The following is a 6,755-nucleotide window of genomic DNA, read 5'->3' as shown; positions in this document are numbered from 1 at the left end:
CCCGCAACCTCACTTCCGGAACACCCTGCAGTGCTCCCCAATGGCACACCGACGCGAACGCACATCTGTCCCAGCATGGCGTCCAGCGGTCGGGGCTCACTTCGAATTTCAATCAGACATACGTGTTCAAAGGAGTTATCCGTCGCTCGGGCCGATCTTGTTACATCGACCCGACCACGCTCGCCGGCCACGGCACGGCCCTCCGTCGAACCTCACTGATGAACACCGAACCAATCTACCGTCCGCATCCCGTGTAGGACCAAAAAGGTTCATAGCCACAAAACATCAGATCAGCTCATGGTGTTCGCCCCCGCGTAGATTCCCATCGGGAGATGGTAACGCTCACGATTTCGCGCCGCCCGCGCTCGACCCCTGCGAATGTGACGCGGCCGATGGTTGGGACAACTCACAACCGCACCTGCCCGCCCCCGGACTCCGACGCGGCCGAGGCGATCGGCGCGGACGGTCGACTCCGGTCCCGGGCGGGATCGTACAGATGCGACTGCGCGCACTCCACGGGGACGCCCACCGCACCGCCGACCAGAATCACCGCGGCCTGCCGCAATCCGGCCTCGGCGACCCGTTCCGCGATATCGGCCAGGGTGCCGCGCAGCACCAGTTGCTCGGGCTGACTCGCGCGATAGATCACGGCGACCGGACAGTCCACACCGTATTCGGCGGTGAGTTCCGCGGCGATCGGCCCGATCCGGGTGATCGCCAGATGCAGCACCAGCGTCGCGCGGGTGCGCGCGAACCCGGCCAGCGCCTCGGATTCGGGCATGGCGGTAGAGCGCGCCTGCGTCCGGGTGAGGACCACCGATTGCACCAGCTCCGGAACGGTCAGCTCGGCCCCCAGCACCGCGGCCGCCGCGGCGTACGCGGGCACCCCCGGCGTCACATCCCACGCGATACCGAGCGCATCCAGCCGCCGGGTCTGCTCGGTGAGCGCGGAATACAACGACGGATCCCCCGAGCACAACCGCGCCACATCCAGTCCCGCCGCATCGGCCCGCACACAGTGCTCGATGATCCGATCCAGATCCAACCCCTGGGTATCGACCAGCTCGGCCTCCGCCGAACACTGCGCCAGCACCTCCGGATCGAGATACGTCCCCGCGTACAGACACACCGGCGATTCCCGAATCAACCGCATCGCACGCAACGTCAGCAGGTCAGCGGCCCCGGGGCCCGCCCCGATGAAGTGCACGGTCATGCGGGCGAGTGTAGGCGGGCCCCCGACACCGAGTCGACCGGCTACCACCCCGCACAGCCCTGCTGGACGTGCGACGTCACACCTGCGCCACCGCCACCGTGTCGACACCCGTGTTCATGCCGAACTCACTCTGAAACAGACCAGCCTGAACGCGACCATTTCGACCATGCACCGAAAGATCGAAATATCTTTCTACACAACATATTTCGAGATTTACCGAAGTTCGCCACCTACCGAATTACCGGCTACCTTTGCGCCCCATGGGGACCATTCCGTCGAATCCACACGACGCCTTCTTCCGGCACGTGCTCACCCGGCCCGCCGAGGCAGCGTCGGAATTGCGCGCCGTTCTCCCGAAACAGGTTGTCGCACTGATAGATTGGGATTCCCTTCAGATCTGCAAGGACAGCTTCGTCTCTCCCGAACTGCGCGATCGCCGCAGCGACGTGCTCCTGCAGGCCCGCATCGACCGCCACGACGGCTACATCCACTTCCACGTCGAACACCAGAGCAGCGTGGACGAGCTCATTGCCCTGCGGATGCTCGAGTACACGGTCAACATCTGGAACCACCACCTCCAGACCCACCCCAAGGCCAAGCGCCTACCCGTGGTGATTCCCTTGGTCGTCTACGCATCCCGCACCCGCGCCCGCTGGGACGCCCAACTGGATATCGCGGATCTCCTGGACACCGGTCCCACCCCGGAAGCTCTCAGCGATTTCCTCCCCCATTTCCGGAAGCTCCCGGCAATACCGCCCTCGACCAGGTCCTCTCACTCATACTCACCACCCTCATCGCAATGTTCGAGGGCCCACACGGCACCAACGACCTCAACGCCGTCGTGACGTACATAATGAAAGTTGCCGAGACCCCCTTGACCCAGATCACACCCATCATCGACAAACTCGGACCAGAGGCCCAGGAGGCCATCGTGACAACCGGCGACATGCTCCGCGCAGAGGGACTTGCAGAAGGACGAGCAGCCACCCTGCTCGATCAACTCACCATCAAATTCGGCGACATCTCCGAATCGGTCCGCCGCACCGTCCGCGAAGCCACTCTCCAAGACCTCGAGACCTGGAGCCGACGCATCATCACCGCCGACACCCTCGACGCCATCTTCGCCTGACCGGGTTGGGGCTCGAGGCGAGAGAGTTGGCAAAGATCGTCGACTTCGTTTGTGCGACAGTGACTTCGAGCATGTCGGAGGGAAGCTGTCGCGTTCGGCGGCACGATGACCCGGCTATCGCGGCGGACCGCTCAGACCGATCACAACGGCGACGGCGCAGACCAGGATGACCACCATCGCGGTGAGGGCGACTTCGATGCGGGAACGGCCGAGTTCGCCGTGGTGCAGTGCGCGACTGCGCTGAAAACCCATGGCGGCGAGGACGATCAGCATGAGGGCGGCGACCAGTGGCGCCGCGGCCGAATGGCGCCATCCGCTGACCACCGCGTGGTTGACGAAGAGTGCGGCAGTGGCCATCGATGCGACGGCGGTGCGGCGCCACGACAACGCCGTGCGCTCCCGGGCCATGCCGGTGTCGGCAGTCATCGGGACGTCGACCGCATCATTCGAACAGCACCGCGAGAGCCGACAGCACCGACACCACCGCGATACCCACCGCCAGCAGCGCGACCATGACGGTGCCGGTGAGCGGTTCGCCGCGGCGCATCGCGTCCTCCACATTGCGCCAGTGCCGGTACGCGCCGACGGCCACGATCACCGCCAGCACGATGCAGCTGACCGCGATGACCCGCCGCAATCCGGAATGATGAAACGGCTGCACGAGGGTGTGCACCGCCACGCCGCCGGCCAGCAGGCCCAGCGAGGTGCGGATCCAGGCCAGGAAGGTGCGCTCGTTGGCGAGGGTGAACCGATAGTCGAGCTGGTCGCCGGGACCGGAGGACGTCACCGTTCTCCCCCGCACGACGCGCTGGGCCGCGAACAGCCCGGGATTCCGCCCGCCACGGTCGTCGCCGAGCAACGTCGGTTCGTCGAGTTCACCATCACCGCCTGATCTCGGGTCGCGGAAACTTCTGTGGCCCTGGGAGGGTCGCCGATGCCCGGCTATCCGGTCATATCGAAACCGCCGAGCACCTTCGTCGGACGAAGGCGCACCACCAGCTCACCCGGTACGCCGTTGCGCACGCCGAACTCCTCGGCACGCTCGGCGCCCATATAACGAGCGGCGATGGCGGTTGCGGTGCGCACCAGTTCGGCCGGATCCTCGGACACCTCGGCCACCCCCTGCACCTGCACGTACCCGAAGGGCGGTTCCTCGAGGTCGACACACAGCGCAAGACGCGGATCACGGGCGATCCCGCGGCCCTTGGCGGTGTCCTTACCGGTGTTGAAGACCAGTTCCTCACCCTCGACGATGAACCAGACCGGGTTGATCACCGGTCGGCCGTCGGCGGCGACGAATGCGAGCTTTCCGGTGCGTGTGCCGTGCGAAAGGAATTCACGCACCTGCGAGTCAGCGAGTGTGAGAGCCATCTGCACAGCGTAAGGGCGCACGGTGACAATCCGTGGCAACCGGCCGCTGTCGCCGGGATCGCTCAGATCGCGCCGCGCTCGCGGGCGCGCGCCACCGCGGAGGTGCGGGACTTCACCCCGAGCTTGGCATAGATGTGCACCAGATGGGATTTCACGGTGGTCTCGCTCAGGAACAGGCCCCGGCCGATCTCCCGGTTGGAATGCCCCTCGGCGACCAGTCGCAGCACCTCGATCTCCCTGGGACTCAACGTCGTATCCGGTTTCCGGACACGAGTCATCAGCCGCGAGGCCACCGACGGCGACAGCACGCTCTCCCCCGCAGCGGCCGCGCGCACCGCGGCGAGCAGATCACCGGGCGGGGTGTCCTTGAGGATGTAACCGCAGGCCCCGGCCTCGATGGCCCCGAGGATGTCGGCATCGGTGTCGTAGTTGGTGACCACCAGTACATTCGGCGGATCGGGCAGCGCGCGCAGCGCCACCGTGGCGTCCACACCGGATTTCCCGGGACCGAACCGCAGATCCATCAGCACCAGATCGACAGGCATTGCGGCACAGGCGGATACGGCCTCCTCGGCAGTCGCCGCCTCACCGGCCACTTCGACGTCCCGCGCCGCGTCGAGCAGAGCGCGCAATCCGGCCCGCACGATCGCGTGGTCGTCGGCGAGCAGCAGCCGAATCTTCTCTCCACCAGAGGAATTCATCATTCCACCGAGGATGGGAACGAGACGGTGACGGCGGTGTGCCCGGATTCGGATTCCACATCCATACTGCCGCCCTGCTGTTCGACGCGACTGCGCATCGCGTTCAGGCCGAACGTCCCCTGCGCGAAAACCTCTGGGGCGATGCCGATTCCGTCGTCGACCACATCGAGGTGCACCCCGTCCTCGCCGTAGGTGAGGGTGATTCGCATCCGTTGCGCGTGCGCATGGCGCACCACATTGGATACCGCCCCCTGCGCGACGCGCACCAGCGCCGCCTCGACCGGCATCGGCAACCGCTCCGGCTCCCCCTCCACCAGAACGTGCGCGTCGAGCCCGGGTGCGCTGGCGCGCTGAGCGATTCGCTCGAGCGCACCGGCCAGCGACTGCCCCTCCAGAGCCGCCGGGGTGAGATCGCCGATCAGCTGGCGCGTCTCGGCGAGATTGTCCGCGGCGGTCTCGCGCGCCAACCGAATCTTCTGCAGCGCAGGATGATCCGGCGCGACCCCTTCCGCCGCATGCAGCAGCATCTGAATGCTGGACAGACCCTGCGCCACCGTGTCGTGGATCTCCTGAGCCAGCCGCTGCCGTTCGGCCAGCCTGCCGGCGGTGCGCTCACGTTCGGCGAGTGTTGCGCGGGTGGCCAGCAATTCGTCGATGAGCTGCTGCCGATCCGCGGCCTCCCGATACAACGCCCGATAACCGAACCCGATCGCGAGCGCGACGGCCGCACCCAGCACCGGCCCGATCACTCCGCCCGCCGTCCAGCCCTCGTGCAACGCGAAGCCGACGACCGAGACCGCCGTCGCGGCCAGCACCGCGATCAGCCCCCAGAACCGCGGCAGCAGATGCAGATACAGGAAGAACAATCCGAAGACGAGATAGATGGCCTCGGGCGCCAACGCCACCAGACCCAGCCACAACACCGTCAGCGCACCGAGCCAGACCCGCGCCGCGACGGGCCGTGAACGCAGCATCGCACCGCCGAAATAGGCGAGCAGGAACAGCACCGCCAGCACCACCACCGCGATCCGGTGCTGCCCACCCGGCACCAGCGCCCGCACCATCACATAGACCGTCAACGCCACCATCAGCACATGCAGGGCAGCCTGCAGCGCAGCGAAGACGGGAGTCAGCGGAGAGCGGTGCACCCTGTCAGCTTATGCGGGGTTACATCGACGGCATCCATCGAAAGATGGAATCGGACACCCATCCTCGGCTGGTCGCAGGTTCGTTCGCTCGCCCGATGAACCGGGCCCCGAATCCGGGCACGGTGGAGACATGTTCGTCGCACTGAGAGATCTGCGGGCCGCGCGCGGCCGATTCGCGCTCATCACGCTGGTCGTGGTCATGGTCGCCCTGCTGGTCAGCTTCCTGAGTGGACTCACCTCCGGACTCGCCCACCAGAACATCTCCGCCCTGCGGAAGATGTCCGGCGACACCGTCGTCTTCGCGGACTCCGGGACCGCACCGTCCTTCGACTCCTCGGCGCTGACCCCGGATCAGGTGCGGACCTGGCAGCGGGCCGCGCACGCCGACCCGGTCGGCATCAGCCACGCCCAGGCCACCCGGGACGGCGGTCCGCCCGCGCAGGTGGCGCTGTTCGGCACCGCGGGCCCCACGTTCGGCAACCGAACGGCAACCGCACCGGGATCGGTCGTGCTGAGCGCGCCCGCCGCAAGGGATCTGTCCGCCACTGCCGGTGACCGCATCGCACTCGGGAATACCACGTTCACCGTGACCGCGATCGGCGGTGACGACTGGTACGCGCATTCCCCGGTCGTCTGGATGACGCTCGCGGACTGGCAGTCCGCCACTCCCCGCGGCGGCGCCGCCACGATCCTGGTCGCCTCGCAGGTACCCGATGCGGGCGCGGTGAACGCCGCCGCGCACACCACCACGACGAGCCCCTCCGGCGCACTCCAGGCGATCGGCTCCTACCGGGCGGAGAACGGCTCGCTCACTCTGATGACGATCCTGTTGTACGCGATATCCGCGCTGGTCATCGGGGCCTTCTTCACGGTGTGGACGATTCAGCGCACCCCCGATATCGCGACATTGAAGGCCCTGGGCGCGACCACCGGTTCACTCGTCGCCGACGCACTCGGCCAGGCGCTGATCGTGCTGCTGACCGGCGTCGGCATCGGCCTGGCGATTACCGCGCTCGCCGGGGCGGCGCTGGGCACGACTGTGCCGTTCGTCCTCAGCGCCGCAACGACTCTCGCACCGGGCGCGGCACTGATCGGCCTGGGTCTGCTCGGCGCGGGTGTCGCCCTGCGCTTCCTGGCCACCGCCGACCCGCTCACCGCGCTCAACCAGACACGCTGAACCACAGGAGTTCTCG

9 protein-coding genes are annotated in these 6,755 nt (G+C 67.0%); 3 read left to right on the top strand and 6 right to left on the bottom strand.

All coding sequences use genetic code 11. The annotated features are described in order from the left end of the window. Positions 1–406 precede the first annotated feature (406 nt). A complete protein-coding gene (cobM, locus tag K7711_RS15120) occupies positions 407–1,213 on the bottom strand; it encodes a precorrin-4 C(11)-methyltransferase (RefSeq protein ID WP_222969901.1) in 807 nt (268 codons plus the stop codon). Positions 1,214–1,473: 260 nt separating this feature from the next. Between cobM and K7711_RS15115 the strand changes: the two genes are divergently transcribed. Together K7711_RS15115 and K7711_RS15110 are read left to right on the top strand one after the other, a co-directional pair. Further along, complete coding sequence (locus K7711_RS15115) at positions 1,474–2,058, top strand: Rpn family recombination-promoting nuclease/putative transposase (protein ID WP_222969899.1); 585 nt, start codon at positions 1,474–1,476, stop codon at positions 2,056–2,058. Further along, positions 2,013–2,342 (top strand): RpnC/YadD family protein, encoded by a 330-nt coding sequence (locus tag K7711_RS15110; RefSeq protein ID WP_222969897.1) that lies wholly within the window; start codon positions 2,013–2,015, stop codon positions 2,340–2,342. The genes K7711_RS15115 and K7711_RS15110 overlap by 46 nt, the downstream gene beginning before the upstream one ends. Before the next feature lie 114 nt (positions 2,343–2,456). Here K7711_RS15110 and K7711_RS15105 read toward each other — a convergent pair whose 3' ends face one another. From K7711_RS15105 to K7711_RS15085, 5 genes are all read right to left on the bottom strand, one after another. After that, positions 2,457–2,768, bottom strand: a complete 312-nt coding sequence (locus K7711_RS15105) for a DUF202 domain-containing protein (RefSeq protein WP_222969895.1) — start codon at positions 2,766–2,768, stop codon at positions 2,457–2,459. A 16-nt stretch (positions 2,769–2,784) separates the two neighbouring features. Next, positions 2,785–3,129, bottom strand: a complete 345-nt coding sequence (locus K7711_RS15100) for a YidH family protein (RefSeq protein ID WP_222969893.1) — start codon at positions 3,127–3,129, stop codon at positions 2,785–2,787. A gap of 155 nt (positions 3,130–3,284) precedes the next feature. Continuing rightward, positions 3,285–3,713 carry a PPOX class F420-dependent oxidoreductase gene (locus K7711_RS15095; RefSeq protein WP_222969891.1) on the bottom strand — a complete coding sequence of 143 codons (429 nt, stop codon included), beginning with the start codon at positions 3,711–3,713 and terminating at the stop codon, positions 3,285–3,287. A 62-nt stretch (positions 3,714–3,775) separates the two neighbouring features. Beyond that, positions 3,776–4,414, bottom strand: a complete 639-nt coding sequence (locus K7711_RS15090) for a LuxR C-terminal-related transcriptional regulator (protein ID WP_222970359.1) — start codon at positions 4,412–4,414, stop codon at positions 3,776–3,778. Beyond that, complete coding sequence (locus K7711_RS15085; RefSeq protein ID WP_222969889.1) at positions 4,414–5,562, bottom strand: sensor histidine kinase; 1,149 nt, start codon at positions 5,560–5,562, stop codon at positions 4,414–4,416. Before K7711_RS15085 ends, K7711_RS15090 begins: the two co-directional genes overlap by 1 nt. 130 nt (positions 5,563–5,692) lie before the next feature. On the opposite strand from K7711_RS15085, the gene K7711_RS15080 reads away from it, so the two are divergent. Further along, positions 5,693–6,739, top strand: a complete 1,047-nt coding sequence (locus K7711_RS15080) for an ABC transporter permease (RefSeq protein ID WP_222969887.1) — start codon at positions 5,693–5,695, stop codon at positions 6,737–6,739. Positions 6,740–6,755 lie beyond the last annotated feature (16 nt).

The organism is Nocardia coffeae (assembly GCF_019890715.1).
Taxonomy (GTDB): domain Bacteria; phylum Actinomycetota; class Actinomycetes; order Mycobacteriales; family Mycobacteriaceae; genus Nocardia; species Nocardia jiangxiensis.
The sequence above is the reverse complement of the archived record's forward strand: the minus strand, read 5'-3'. Positions and strand labels throughout refer to the sequence as shown.